Raw genomic sequence first — 13842 nt, 5'->3', positions numbered from 1 at the left:
CCTTTCGGGGTTATCAATGTTTGAGTTTGCTTACTGGTCTTCGTCGTCACTCATCTGGGAGAGCAGTTCCTGCTTCACGTTGTAGAGCTTCTTTGACAAATCAACATAAACCTTATGTGGGTTGAATAAACGCTTTGTCTCATCCCACAGAGTTTCTTTTTCTTTTGTGCAGTACGCAGCGATCTCCATGACAGACGGAGAATCGTAGACGCAGGATCCGTTCTGGAAAACAGGCAGCAGGATCTCGCGCATGGTGTAGGTGCCGCCCTTGAGACGGGTTTTCTTCCAGGTGTCGACCGGATCGAACAGGGTGAGATCTTTTTCGATGTCATACTCTTCGCCCACAAAACAGATCAGATCGCCGCGCATCTTGCCGGTCTCTTTGTCATAGATCCGGTAAATGGTCTTGTTGCCCGGGTTGGTGATCTTCTCCGTGTTCTCGGAAATCTTGATTCGAGGTATAAACTCACCGTTGTCGTTGGAAATGGCAGCCAGCTTGTACACACCGCCAAAAGACGGACAGCCCTTGGAGGTGATCAGGTTGGTTCCCACACCCCAGGAGTTGATGGCAGCGCCCTGCATCTTTAGATCGTGGATCAGATATTCGTCCAGATCGTTGGAGGCGGAGATCACCGCATCCGGGAATCCGGCCGCATCCAGCATCTTGCGCGCTTTCTTGGACAGGTAGGCAAGATCACCGCTGTCCAGACGGATGCCGTAGAAAGTCAGATCAATTCCAGCCTCACGCATCTCTGTGAACACGCGGATGGCATTCGGAATACCGGATTTTAAGGTGTCATAAGTGTCGACCAGCAGAATACATGCGGAAGGATAGAGATCCGCGTACGTCTTAAATGCGGTGTACTCGTCCTTGAAGCTCATGATCCAGCTGTGGGCGTGCGTCCCCTTCACCGGAACATCGAACATCTTGCCTGCGAGCACGTTGGAGGTGCCGACGCATCCGGCAATCATGGCAGCCCTTGCGCCATACAGACCGGCATCCGGTCCCTGGGCACGGCGAAGACCAAACTCCATAATCCCGTCACCCTGCGCAGCGGATACGATCCGCGATGTCTTGGTTGCAATCAGACACTGGTGGTTGATGATGTTCAGGATAGCAGTCTCCACAAGCTGTGCCTCCATGATCGGAGCCACGACCTTGACTAACGGCTCCTTCGGGAAGACAACAGTCCCCTCGGGAATGGCGTAGATGTCTCCGCTGAAATGAAATCCACTTAAATAATGAAGAAATTCTTCTTTGAAAATTCCAAGGCTGCGAAGATATTCGACATCCTCGTAGGAGAAATTCAGTTTCTTGATATATTCGATGACCTGTTCAAGGCCGGCCATGATCGAGTAGCCGGATCGCTCCGGATTCTCACGGAAGTATGCGTCGAACACAACGGTCTCGTCCGCCTGTGTCTCGAAATAACCTTGCATCATGGTCAACTCATAAAGATCGGTAAGCAGTGTCAGATTTTTTGCACTCATGGTAATCTCCTTTGAAAACTTGATTTATATTTGGACAGCCTGATATTTCTAAGTATTATACCACCATCCTTGCATAAAAAAAATAACTATTTTATGCGTTGCGCTGAATCGTTTCGGATATCAGGTTCTGGCAGTAGTTTCCGATGTGCTTCTTCACATCCGGATCCAGATCATTCGGGTAGATTGGTTTGCCGTACTCGATCGTGACATGTGTCTTTTTAATACGTGGAAAATGGTCCTCAAAGATCGCAGCAGTGTGGTTCAGGGAGATCGGCACGATCGGGCAGCCGGTCTTGGTCGCAATCTTGAATGCGCCCTCCTTGAACGGAAGCAGCGAGAGCTCCTCACCCTTGTTGCGGGTTCCCTCCGGGAAAATGCAGATGGAGACGCCGGATTTGACGTACTCGATCGCTGTGAGGATCATCTTGAGCCCCTCGCGCGGATCCTCGCGGTTCAGAAACAGACAGTAGAGAAAACGCATCCAGGTAGAGAGCAGAGGAATCTTTTCCATTTCCTTTTTCGCAACATAGCCAGTGAGGCGTTTGCAACGGACGTAGGTCAGCAGAATATCGAAATAACTGCGGTGATTGCCGATGAAGAGCACGGGCTCATCCGGTACATTTTCTTCGCCGATGACGGTGGCCGTGATTCCGGCAATCCGGATGATTACACGGAATGCCCACTGGACGATGTGCAGGGAGCTGTAGTCGCGTTTCTCGGGGTTGAATTTGCCGAGAATCCATTCCACTAAAAATATCGGAATGGAGAGGATTAGAAATAAAATCAAAAAAATACATACAATAATAAAGCGAATCATAAGTTGTCCTTCTTTCGTTTGTGGTAACTTGCCCGGAACAGTTACTTTTTGGGATAAATATACAGGTTAATTATACTAAAGCAGTACTGAAAAGACAAGACAGATAATAAGATGATAGAGAGAATAAAATTTGAGGGGAAGTATTGCGAAAAATAATTTGTATTTTTTTGGTGGCAGCCATGCTGACCGGGTGCGCAACACAGATAGAGAAGGAGGATAAGGAAAAGCAGGCAGATTTTACGGTGGTGAAAAAAGAGGACATTCCCATGGAACTGAGTGGGGAGATGGAGGCCCGGCAGGAGGGCGGATTTGAGCTTACATTTACGGATCAGGGATACCTGTATCTCGCGAAAGGATACGGCGTTCAGGAGACCGGCGGCTGCAGCGTGGTGGTGGAGGACTGCTACGAGACGGCGAATGCGCTGGTGGTGAAGACGAATCTGCTGGGGCCGGAGACGAAGGAAGAAGCGACGCCGGCGAAGACATATCCGTGTGTAGTGATCAAACTGGAGGAGTGTGACAAGCAGGTGGTCTTTCAGTAGCGGGGCAGAGCTGTGAAGCTGCGTAAGGTTACGCGGAAGCCGCAAAGCTGTATAAGCTGGCGAGACAGCGGCAGAGCGGATTCTGAGTATCCGCTTGACTTTTGGTAAAATATTATAGAAATAAAAAGAGCAGGATTGTGGGCATATTATAATAGAAGAGAGGGAAGTTATGGAATATATAAAAAAACAGATGCGCTGCAGCAGAATCGGAAAAAGCATCGTGGATCAGTTTTACCTTGATGAGGATGTCAATGTGCCGGATGCTAAGGAGGATGTAAAGGGAATCATTCAGGGCGAGGGTTTCGTGCGGATCGAGGAGGTGCGTGAGGCCGAGGCCCACGTGACAGTCTCGGGGAAACTGCTCTATCATATTCTGTACGCCGCGGTGGGGGATGAACCGAAGCTTTCCGTGCTGGAGGGAAAGCTGCCGGTCGAAGAGATCATTTATATAGAAAAAAAGGAGAACCAGCAGATTCAGATCCGGCCATCCAGGGTGGAGTTCTCGGCGGCTCTGATTCACTCGAGGAAGGTTGGAATCCGCGCTATGATCGAGCTGGAGGCAGTTCCGGAGGAGATACGTGAGGAGGAAAATACGGTCGATATCGAGGTGGACGCAGGGGAGCAGCTCGGGCTGTACAAGAAGAAACGCAATGTCAATCTGCTGCAGATGCACACGGTGAAGCGCGACACGTACCGGGTCAAGGAGGAATTTGCATTGCCGGGCGCAAAGGAGAGCGTCAGAGAGGTGCTGTGGACGGATATCACGAACCAGCGTCTGGATATCCGAATCGCGCCGGATGAGCTTCGTCTGCGCGGAGAACTGCTGGTGTTCGTGCTGTATATCGGGGAAAATGAAAAGACAGAGTGGGTGGAGCAGACCGTGACATACGAGGGCTCGGTTGCCTGCCATGGAATTGACGAGTGTATGTACCAGCATGTGTATGCGATGTTGGAGGAGCCTCTGATCGAGGTGCGGATGGATGAGGACGGTGAGCCCCGCCGGATCGGTGTGGAGGCGACGCTGGATCTGAAGATACATATCTACGAGGAGGATGCATTTGAACTTCTGGAGGATGTGTATTCCCTGAAGGAGCAGTGCGAGATCGAGACGCAGACGGCGGTTTATGAGGAACTGCTGCTGCAGAATCAGTCAAAATGTAAGGTGGCGGAGCGGCTTGTGATCCCGGAGATGAGGACCGACGTGCTCCAGATCTGCCACGCCGCGGGGACGCTGCAGATCGACCGCGAGGCGGTCACGGAGGAAGGCCTTGTGGTCGAGGGTGCCATTCATGTGGCGTTTCTCTATATCAAGGCGGACGATGCGTCCCCGTTTGCCTGCTGGCAGGGGATGGTTCCGTTTTCCCATATCATAGAGGGCCAGGAACTGAGCGGGGATGCCATTTTTGATATCTCATCCCGCGTGGAGCAGCTATCTGTGAACCTTGCCGGCGGTGAGGAGGTGGAGGTCAAGGCGGTGCTGACATTTGACACATTTGTACGCAGGCCCCAGGCACTGCAGGTGATAAAGGACGTGATCCTGTCGCCGCGCCCAATGCAGGAGCAGGAACAGATGCCGGGAATCGTAGGTTACATTGCCAAGGAAGGAGACCTACTGTGGGATCTGGCAAAAAAGTATCTGACGACGGTGGATGGAATCATGGAAATTAATCAATTGGAAAAAGAAGAGATAAAACCGGGGGATAGATTGTTGATTTTTAAGGAAAATATTAGTATACTATAACATAATGTATACAGCATACAACAAGAGCGTGAAGCATGTGGAACAAGAGCGCGCAGTATGTGAAAAAAGAGCACACGGCATGTAAACAGGAGTGCGAAGCATGTAAAAAAGAGCACACAGCATACGAAAAAAGTACACAGACAGGAAATGTACGGCAGATACAGTCGGAGACGAGTGAAAACGAAAGGATGAACGCTATGAGGCAATTGGAGTTGAAGGCACTTGCGAAAATCAATCTGGGACTGGATGTTCTGGGGAGGCGTGAAAATGGTTATCATGATGTGCGTATGATTATGCAGTCCATCTATCTGTACGACAACGTGACGATCGCGATGCGGGAGGAGCCGGGGATTGAGGTAAAGACGAATCTGGAGTTCCTTCCCGTCGACGAGAGTAATATTGCATACAAGGCGGCAAAGCTTCTGACGGATGAATTTGGAATCAAAAAAGGGGTTACTGTCACGCTGGAAAAACATATTCCCGTGGCAGCAGGCCTGGCAGGCGGAAGCTCCAATGCGGCGGCGGTGCTGTTCGGCATGAACCGGATGTTTAGTCTGAAGCTGTCACAGCAGGACCTGATGGACCGCGGTGTGAAGCTGGGGGCGGATGTCCCGTACTGCATCATGCGGGGAACGGTGCTGGCGGAAGGGATCGGTGAGGAACTGTCACTTCTTCCGGACATGCCGAAGTGTATCGTGCTGATTGCAAAGCCGCCGATCAGCGTATCCACCAAGGGTGTATATGAGGCTCTGGATGCGAAAACAATTGTGGACCACCCTGACATTGACGGAATCATTTCCGGGCTTGAGACGAGATCAATCGAGCAGATTGCCGGATCAATGGGAAATGTCCTGGAGCAGGTGACCATCGGCAGATACCCTGTGATTACCGAGATCAAGGATGCCATGAAGGAGTGCGGCGCACTGAATGCAATGATGAGCGGCAGCGGACCGACTGTATTTGGAATTTTCAAAGATCGGAGGTCGGCGAAGAACGCGCAGAATCTGATCAGAGACCGGAAACTGGCCAGACAGGTGTACGTGACCAATGTTCATAACGCAAGGAGGAAATAAATGAAAGAACCGAATTTTGAAGTGAAAATGGATGAGTATTTACCTTTGAGAGATGTAGTGTTCAACACCCTCCGGCAGGCGATTCTGCGTGGAGAACTGAAACCGGGCGAACGGCTGATGGAAATCCAGCTGGCCAACAAGCTGGGCGTGAGCAGAACTCCGATCCGCGAGGCCATGCGTAAGCTGGAACTGGAAGGGCTGGTCCTGATGATACCCCGAAAGGGTGCCGAGGTGGCAGAGATTACGGAAAAGAGCATGCGGGATGTGCTGGAGGTCCGACGCGCGCTGGAGGAACTCTCGGTTGAGATCGCCTGCGACCGTATCACGAAACCGGAAATCGAGCAGCTCAAACAGGCAGCCAGAGACTTCAAGACGATTCTGGGGAGTGCGGACGTCACAAAAATCGCGGAGGCGGACGTGGTATTCCATGATATCATTTATAATGCGACGGACAATCAGCGTCTGATCCAGCTCCTGAATAATCTGCGCGAGCAGATGTACCGCTACCGCGTGGAGTATCTGAAAAAGAAAGAATTTTACCCGCAGCTGCTGCAGGAGCACCAGGAGATTATTCAGGCGATTGCAAATCACAAAAAGGAACAGGCATCGGCCTGCATCTGTCAGCACATAGACAATCAGACAGAGGCTGTGATCGGGATTATTCATAACAATAAAAAATAAGTATAAAATAAATACAAAAATACAAAAAACATAAAAACCATATAAGGTTATGGAAAAACATTAAAAAAGTAGAAAAAATGGAATATACACATTGAAATGTAATGCTTTTGGACCGGAAGTGTAATGTTTTGATTAAATCAGGTAATAGTGGTGCATACTCCCAATAGCACGAGAAAAGGTGCTGGAAGGGGATATGTATGATTCAGAAATATTGGAATATAATTAAGAAAAATAATAAGTTTTTTATCGGGCTGCTCATGCTTCTGATGGGGTGTGTGGTCAATCAGTCGGAAGCGAAGGCGTGGTGGAGCGCACTGTACCCGGATCTCGGACTGGAGCAGGCGACGCGCCCAATCAGCAGTGATTCCAGGCTGCGAGAGCCCACGGTGACTTCGGACTTTCAGATAAAATGGTATTTTGGCGAGGATAGATATGACGAATTTTTTAGTGAAACATTTTGTAAATAATTATGAGGCTGTGGAGAAGGTCTCCGTGCGGACGGCGTATGGTGTGCTGGCGAGCATGGTCGGCATATCCTGTAACGTGCTGCTGTTTGTCGTCAAGCTGACGGTGGGCGTGGTCCTACATAGTATCTCTGTCATGGCAGATGCGTTCAACAACCTGTCGGATGCAGGTTCTTCCGTCATCAGCTTTATCGGCGTGAAGATGGCGAGCAAGCCGGCAGATGAGGATCATCCGTTCGGACACGGCCGCATCGAGTATATTGCAGCACTTGTGGTTGCATTTATTGTGGTGCAGGTCGGATTTACATTTTTAAAAAATGCCATCGGCAAGATTCGGGAGCCGGAGCTGCTGAAATTTCAGACAGTATCGGTCCTGATACTGCTGCTGTCGATTGCCGTGAAGCTGTGGCTGGGGATTTTTAACCGGGAACTGGGCAGACGCATTGACTCGAAGGTCATGATGGCTGTGTTCACGGACTCCATGGGCGATGTGATTACAACGTCTGCAACGATCGTATCGATTCTGTTCTTCCGTTTTACAGGAATCAATATCGATGGATTTGTGGGAGTGGGGGTCGCACTTGTCGTCATGTGGGCGGGGATTTCTATCGCGAAGGATACGCTGGAACCGTTGATCGGCGAGGCAAATGATCCGGATGAGTGTGAAAAAATCACGAAATTTGTGGAAAAATTTGATGGGATCGTGGGTTCCCATGATCTGATCGTACATAATTACGGCCCTGGAAGAAGCATGGCGTCTATTCACGCCGAGGTTCCGAACAATGTGGATATTGAGGTCTCTCACGAGATTATTGACCGCATAGAGCGCAGGGCCCGGGAAGAACTGGGCACATTTCTGGTCATCCATATGGATCCGATCGAGATGAAGGATGAGCGGGTACTGAAAATACGCAACCAGGTGGAACAGACCGTCGTGGAGATGGATGAAAAAATCAGTGTTCACGATCTGCGTGTGGTGATCGGGCGGGATCAGATCAACCTGATTTTTGATATGGTAGTGCCGCGTGAATATGGAAACAAGATGCAGGAAACACTGCGCACCGAGCTGGTGAACCGGCTGCAGGCGGTCGATTCTCGATACCAGTGTGTGATCACCGTGGAGCACAGCTTTATCGCCGAGACGCAGGAAGAATCGGCGCAGGTGTAGAAACAAGGCTTCGACTGAAAGGCAGCGAAGCGGATTCCGTATGTCCACTTTATAGGATACGGTGGAAAGATGAGGAGAAATTTACATGTATACATTTGACAGTAGAATAAGATACAGTGAGGTAGGGCATACCGGCAGGCTGACGGTTCCCAACCTGATCAATTACCTGCAGGACTGCAGCACATTTCAGTCGGAGGACCTGGGTGTGGGACTTGAAGTACTGAAGAAAAAGAACCGTGCCTGGCTTCTGAACTCATGGCATATCGTGATCCGAAAGGCACCGGCACTGGGAGACCGTGTGGTGGTGGGAACACTGGCCTATGATTTCAAAGGCTTGTTCGGACAGCGAAACTTTTTCATGAACGATGACCAGGGGCAGCAGCTTGTCTGTGCGGATTCCAACTGGTTTTATTACGATACCGGGAGTGGCAGACCGACCAGACCGGAGCCGGAGGAAGTGGCGGCATACGGCAAAGAGCCGAGGCTCGAGATGAACTACATGGGAAGAAAGATCTCAATTCCGGAGGTGTGTGTGGAAAAGGACTCATTTCCAGTGAGAAAATATCATATCGATACCAATGAACATGTGAATAACAGTCAGTATGTGCAGATGGCGCTGGAGACACTCGATGAAGAGCGGGAAGTGAAGGAACTGCGCGTGGAGTACAAGCGGGCGGCAGTCCTCGGCGATATGGTTTATCCGAAAGTGGCGGAGGAGTCCGGCCGGACGGTTGTGATGCTGGGAGACGGTGAAGGCGGAGACTACGCGGTTGTGGAGTTTATCGGATAGGGAAACTGCTGGCAGATGATAAAAAGGAGAATGATATGAAATTAGGAGAAAAACAAGTACTGACGGTAGTGAAGGAAGTGGAATTTGGTATTTATCTGGGGAGCGATGAGGAGCGGGTGCTTCTTCCGAAAAAGCAGGTTCCAGAGGATGTTGAGATGGGTGATCCGGTGGAGGTGTTCCTCTACAAGGACTCCGATGATCGTCTGATTGCGACAACCCAGGAGCCGAAGCTCACCCTTGGAGAACTTGCGGTATTGAAGGTCGTAGATACGGGAAAACTCGGTGCATTTCTGGACTGGGGACTGGAGAAGGATCTGTTTCTTCCATTCAAAGAGCAGACGATGAAGGTGGCTGTTGGCGATACGTGTCTCGTTACACTTTATATTGACAAGAGCGACCGTCTCTGTGCGACCATGAAGGTCTATGAACTTCTTTCCACCGATTCTCCTTATAAGAAGGATGACAGGGTGAGCGGAATCATTTATGAAAAGAGTGATGAGTTCGGCGTGTTTGTCGCGGTGGACAACAAGTATTCGGCGTTGATCCCGAAGAAGGAGGCCTATGGAAGTCTGGGCATTGGAACGACCATTCAGGCGCGAGTGACGGAAGTCAAGGAGGACGGAAAGCTGGATCTGAGTGTCCGGGAAAAGATTCCGGAGCAGATGGACAAGGATGCGGCATTCGTAATCCGTGTCATCGAGAAATTTGACGGGGAACTGCCGTTTACCGACAAAGCAGAGCCAGAGCGCATTAAGCGCGAGTTTGGGCTCAGTAAGGCGGCGTTTAAGCGGGCGGTTGGAAGGCTGCTGAAGGAAGGCAAGATTGAGATCCGTGAGGATTCGATTGTCCTGAGATAGTGAAGCTGCACCGGGAACGCCGTAGGGCGCGTGATGTCCCGGCAGAGCTGCGCGTGAATGGGATTTTGGGGGCCGCCCACACCGGTGTTCCCCGTCCCGCAATCCAGGATATGACAAAAAAAGTATTTGCAATCGTGAGGGAATACGTTATAATGAAACGGTAGTGTAGATTAAATCTGAAAGGAGATATTATAATGAAAGTACAGAACATAACAGACATAGAAGCGTTTTTTAAAGTAGTAGACGAGTGTACAGGAAAAGTTGAATTGGTTACAGGCGAGGGCGACAGACTGAATCTGAAGTCAAAGCTTTCTCAGTATGTATCTATGGCAAACATCTTTTCAAACGGTGAGATTCCGGAACTTGAAATTGTTGCTCATGAAAAAGAAGATATCGACAGACTGATCGGCTTTATGATCAACGGCTAATTTATAGCAGATGAGACTACAAGAGGGAGTTCCTTTCGGAACCCCCTCTTTCTGTCTATTGTACTGAGGAGAAATCCGCCCCGGGCGGGAGGAATCCTGGTGTCTGCGCAGGTGCCTGCAATTTGTTAAATAATGAGGTGAAGCATGAATTTTGCACATTTACATGTCCATACAGAGTACAGTCTGTTGGACGGTTCTAATAAGATAAAAGAATATGTGGCCAGAGTCAAAGAACTGGGCATGAACAGCGCGGCAATCACGGATCACGGCGTGATGTACGGTGTGATCGATTTTTACCGGGAGGCCAGGAAACAGGGGATCAATCCGATCATCGGCTGTGAGGTCTATGTGGCACCCAATTCCAGATTCGACCGGGAGATCGCGGGCGGGGAGGACCGGTATTACCATCTGGTGCTGCTTGCGGAGAATAATGTGGGGTATGCCAATCTGATGAAGATCGTGTCCAAGGGCTTCGTGGACGGCTATTATTACAAACCGCGTGTGGACAAGGAAGTGCTGCGCGAGTACCACGAGGGAATCATTGCGCTGAGTGCCTGCCTGGCGGGTGAGGTACAGCGGTATCTGGTACGGGAGCTTTATGACGAGGCGCGCAAGACGGCGAAGGAGTATGAGGACATTTTCGGGAAGGGGAATTTCTTCCTGGAGCTGCAGGATCACGGAATCCCGGAGCAGGGCATCGTGAATCCGCGTCTGCTGCGCATGTCCGAAGAACTGGGCATCGATCTTGTGGCGACCAACGATGTGCATTATACGTACGCGGAGGATGAGAAGCCGCACGATATCCTGCTCTGTATCCAGACCGGAAAGAAGCTGGCGGATGAGAATAGAATGCGCTATACCGGCGGACAATATTATGTGAAGTCTCCGGAGGAGATGGCGGAGCTGTTTCCCTATGCACTGCAGGCTCTGGATAACACGCAGCGGATTGCGGACCGGTGTAATGTGGAGATCGAGTTTGGTGTGACGAAGCTGCCGAAGTTCGATGTGCCGGACGGTCTGACGTCTCTGGAATATCTGAATAAATTGTGTTATGAAGGGCTGGAGCGGCGCTATCCGAATCCATCCCAGGAGCTGCGTGACCGTTTGAAATATGAGTTAAACACCATCACGACCATGGGATACGTGGATTATTTCCTGATCGTGTGGGACTTTATCCGCTATGCGAAGGACCACGGCATCGCGGTGGGACCGGGACGTGGATCGGCAGCCGGGAGTATTGTCTCCTACTGTCTGGAGATCACGAACATCGATCCCATCCGCTATCAGCTGCTGTTTGAGCGCTTCCTGAACCCGGAGCGTGTGTCCATGCCCGATATCGATATCGACTTCTGCTACGAGAGACGGCAGGAGGTTATTGACTACGTGGTGCGAAAGTACGGCAAGGACCGGGTGGTGCAGATCGTGACCTTCGGTACACTGCAGGCCCGCGGTGTGCTCCGCGATGTGGGGCGTGTCATGGATCTGCCCTATGCATTTGTGGACAACATTGCGAAGCTGATTCCGAAGGAACTGAACATTACGATTGATAAGTCCCTGAAAATGGAGCCGGAGCTTCGCAAGCTGTATGAGACCGATGAGCAGGTGAAATATCTGATCGATATGGCCAAACGGCTGGAGGGACTGCCGAGGCACACCTCTATGCACGCGGCCGGGGTAGTGATCAGCCAGAAATCGGTGGACGAGTATGTGCCGCTGTCGCGTGCATCGGACGGCTCCATCACCACCCAGTTTACGATGACGACGTTGGAGGAACTGGGGCTTCTGAAGATGGACTTTCTGGGACTGCGGACACTGACGGTGATCCAGAACGCAGTGGATCTGGTCAACCGGCGCAGTGAGGAACTGTCGGGCGGACAGGCAATCCCGGATATTGCAAATATCGATTACGACGACAAGGCGGTGCTTGCGTCTGTCGGAACCGGGAGAACGGATGGCGTGTTTCAGTTGGAGAGCGGCGGCATGAAGGGGTTCATGAAGGAATTGAAGCCGCAGAATCTGGAGGATATCATCGCCGGGATTTCTCTGTACCGTCCGGGCCCGATGGACTTTATTCCGCAGTATATCAAAGGCAAGAACAGCCAGGGGGCAATCCAGTACGACTGCCCGCAGCTGGAGCCGATCCTGAAGCCGACCTATGGTTGTATCGTTTACCAGGAGCAGGTGATGCAGATCGTGCAGGAGCTGGCCGGCTACACGCTGGGGCGTGCAGATATGGTGCGGCGTGCCATGTCCAAGAAAAAGGGCGACGTCATGAAGATGGAACGCCAGAACTTTGTGTATGGCAATGACGAGAGCGGCGTGCCGGGCTGTGTGAAGAACGGGATCGACGAGAAGGTGGCAAACAAGATTTACGACGATATGATCGATTTCGCCAAGTATGCATTTAACAAATCCCATGCCGCGGCGTATGCGGTGGTATCCTATCAGACCGCTTATCTGAAATATTATTATCCGGTGGAATTTATGGCGGCGCTGATGACGTCCGTGATCGACAACCCGCCGAAGGTGGCGGAGTATATCTATGCCTGCCGCCAGATGGGAATCAAGATCCTGCCCCCGGATGTGAATAAGGGGGAGGCGCGGTTTTCGGTAGATTATGAGGAGCTCGACGCGGCCGTGGCCGGACATGGTGCAGCGGCTGGTGAAGAAATTCAGGCAGGAGAAACGTTTGATCATGAAATGCAGTCAGGGGCAGCAGACCATGAAAAACCGGCAGCAGAGAAAAAAATGCTGGCTGGCATACGATATGGCCTCGCGGCCATCAAGAACGTGGGTCGTCCGGTAATCCAGGCAATTGTGGAGGACCGGGAAGAGTACGGCCTGTTCAAGAATCTGGAGGACTTCATCAGCCGCCTGTCGGTGAAGGACGCGCTGAACAAGCGCTGTATCGAAAATTTCATCAAGGCCGGTGCGTTGGACAGTCTGCAGGGAACGAGAAAGCAGTTCATGAGCATTTACCTGCAGATCGTGGATCACGTGAATCAGGAAAAGAAGTATGCCATGACAGGGCAGATGACGCTGTTCGATATGGTGGACGACGACCAGAAGAAGGATTTCGAGATCCAGATGCCGGACGTGGGCGAGTATTCCAAGGAGACCATGCTCTCATTTGAGAAGGAAGTGCTCGGAATTTACGTCAGTGGTCATCCGCTGGAGGCGTATGAGGAGCAGTGGAAAAGGACTATTTCCGCGAAGACACTGGACTTCCAGCTGGATGATGAGACCGGAGTGACCAAGGTGCGCGACGGAGCGAAGGAGATCGTGGGCGGCATGATCGTGGACAAGACGATCAAGTACACGAAGACGAATCAGACCATGGCGTTCATCACCATCGAGGATTTGGTGGGAACGGTGGAGGTCGTGGTGTTCCCGCGGGATTATGAGAAAAATAAGAGCTTTATCGAGGCAGACAGCAAGGTATTTGTGCAGGGAAGAGTCTCCGAGGAGGATGACAAACCCAGCAAGCTCATTTGCGAGAAGATCGTGCCCTTCGGGCAGACGAAGAAAGAATTGTGGATCCAGTTTCCGGACAAAGACCGGTTTCTGAAGGAAGAACAGATCCTGTATGGGTATCTGGCGGACTCGGATGGAAATGACGAGGTGGTCATCTATTGTCAGGCAGAGAAGGCGATCAAACGGCTGCCGAGAAGCCGGAATATTCAGATAGAACCGGGTGTTTTGGGCAGATTGATGAATCTTTATGGTGAGAAACGGGTGAAGGTGGTTGAAAAAGCTATTGAAAACAGGATATAAATGCTGTAAAATGAAA

The 13842-nt window shown here is 51.0% G+C and carries 12 protein-coding genes; 10 read left to right on the top strand and 2 right to left on the bottom strand.

Annotated elements, in window-relative coordinates; genetic code table 11:
• Positions 1 to 30: 30 nt before the first annotated feature.
• The gene (locus BUB85_RS12240; RefSeq protein ID WP_073110868.1) at positions 31 to 1491 is read right to left on the bottom strand and encodes a nicotinate phosphoribosyltransferase; all 1461 of its coding nucleotides are present in this window, start codon (positions 1489 to 1491) and stop codon (positions 31 to 33) included.
• Positions 1492 to 1582: 91 nt separating this feature from the next.
• Positions 1583 to 2308 carry a lysophospholipid acyltransferase family protein gene (locus BUB85_RS12235; protein WP_073110866.1) on the bottom strand — a complete coding sequence of 242 codons (726 nt, stop codon included), beginning with the start codon at positions 2306 to 2308 and terminating at the stop codon, positions 1583 to 1585.
• A gap of 143 nt (positions 2309 to 2451) precedes the next feature.
• Here BUB85_RS12235 and BUB85_RS12230 point away from each other — a divergent pair, with 143 nt between their 5' ends.
• The 10 genes from BUB85_RS12230 to BUB85_RS12185 all read left to right on the top strand — a co-directional run bounded on the left by BUB85_RS12230 (position 2452) and on the right by BUB85_RS12185 (position 13826).
• Entirely contained in the window at positions 2452 to 2850 is a 399-nt protein-coding gene (locus tag BUB85_RS12230) for a protease complex subunit PrcB family protein (protein ID WP_242945415.1), read from the top strand.
• Between the two features lie 169 nt (positions 2851 to 3019).
• Positions 3020 to 4591 (top strand): DUF3794 and LysM peptidoglycan-binding domain-containing protein, encoded by a 1572-nt coding sequence (locus BUB85_RS12225; protein ID WP_073110862.1) that lies wholly within the window; start codon positions 3020 to 3022, stop codon positions 4589 to 4591.
• A gap of 197 nt (positions 4592 to 4788) precedes the next feature.
• Entirely contained in the window at positions 4789 to 5664 is an 876-nt protein-coding gene (gene ispE, locus BUB85_RS12220) for a 4-(cytidine 5'-diphospho)-2-C-methyl-D-erythritol kinase (protein WP_073110885.1), read from the top strand.
• Positions 5665 to 6345, top strand: coding sequence for a GntR family transcriptional regulator (locus BUB85_RS12215; protein WP_073110860.1), 681 nt, complete (start codon positions 5665 to 5667; stop codon positions 6343 to 6345).
• 197 nt (positions 6346 to 6542) lie between these two features.
• A complete protein-coding gene (locus tag BUB85_RS12210; protein WP_073110858.1) occupies positions 6543 to 6812 on the top strand; it encodes a hypothetical protein in 270 nt (89 codons plus the stop codon).
• Positions 6778 to 7977, top strand: coding sequence for a cation diffusion facilitator family transporter (locus BUB85_RS12205; protein WP_073110855.1), 1200 nt, complete (start codon positions 6778 to 6780; stop codon positions 7975 to 7977). The genes BUB85_RS12210 and BUB85_RS12205 overlap by 35 nt, the downstream gene beginning before the upstream one ends.
• A gap of 85 nt (positions 7978 to 8062) precedes the next feature.
• The gene (locus BUB85_RS12200; protein ID WP_073110853.1) at positions 8063 to 8767 is read left to right on the top strand and encodes an acyl-[acyl-carrier-protein] thioesterase; all 705 of its coding nucleotides are present in this window, start codon (positions 8063 to 8065) and stop codon (positions 8765 to 8767) included.
• A gap of 35 nt (positions 8768 to 8802) precedes the next feature.
• On the top strand, positions 8803 to 9624 hold the full coding sequence (locus BUB85_RS12195; RefSeq protein ID WP_073110852.1) for a CvfB family protein: 822 nt from the start codon (positions 8803 to 8805) through the stop codon (positions 9622 to 9624).
• Between the two features lie 194 nt (positions 9625 to 9818).
• Positions 9819 to 10052 carry a polya polymerase gene (locus tag BUB85_RS12190; RefSeq protein WP_073110851.1) on the top strand — a complete coding sequence of 78 codons (234 nt, stop codon included), beginning with the start codon at positions 9819 to 9821 and terminating at the stop codon, positions 10050 to 10052.
• Positions 10053 to 10196: 144 nt separating this feature from the next.
• Positions 10197 to 13826, top strand: a complete 3630-nt coding sequence (locus BUB85_RS12185; RefSeq protein ID WP_073110850.1) for a DNA polymerase III subunit alpha — start codon at positions 10197 to 10199, stop codon at positions 13824 to 13826.
• Positions 13827 to 13842: the final 16 nt, after the last annotated feature.

The sequence above is a fragment of the Hespellia stercorisuis DSM 15480 genome (assembly GCF_900142165.1).
GTDB lineage: Bacteria > Bacillota > Clostridia > Lachnospirales > Lachnospiraceae > Hespellia > Hespellia stercorisuis.
This window is presented reverse-complemented; position numbering and strand designations above follow the sequence as displayed.